The organism is Aeromonas sp. Prich7-2 (assembly GCF_017939255.1).
GTDB lineage: Bacteria > Pseudomonadota > Gammaproteobacteria > Enterobacterales > Aeromonadaceae > Aeromonas > Aeromonas caviae.
The window spans coordinates 1-293 of the sequence record NZ_JAGKRI010000321.1 but is presented as its reverse complement, the minus strand read 5'-3'; the positions used below and the strand labels follow the sequence as shown (position 1 = coordinate 293).

The 293-nt window shown below is 45.7% G+C and carries 1 protein-coding gene; it reads right to left on the bottom strand.

From position 1 onward, the window contains the following. Positions 1-183 (bottom strand): transposase (locus J9892_RS22445; protein ID WP_210539063.1); only part of this gene is annotated, 183 nt, incomplete at its 3' end. Between the last annotated feature and the right edge of the window lie 110 nt (positions 184-293).

Genomic DNA, 293 nt, shown 5'->3' with positions numbered 1-293 from the left:
AGCCTCTCCGTCACACTCTTTCAGTTCCGCACCAAAATCTCTGCAAACCTCTGCCGCACACTGACCGAAGGAAGCGTGATGCAGATCCCCCAATATCGGCTTTCGATACTTGGTGATAAACACCAAATGTACGTGCAAAACGTAGGTCGCATGGCGTGATTTATTAATTTTAGTGAATTGCATTCTGTCACTCAATCGGGCTTAATAGATATGGCAATAATGCTACACACTGAGCGCTAAATGCAAATTCTGAAAGCCTACAAATTCCGACTCGAACCGACAGCCCAACAAGC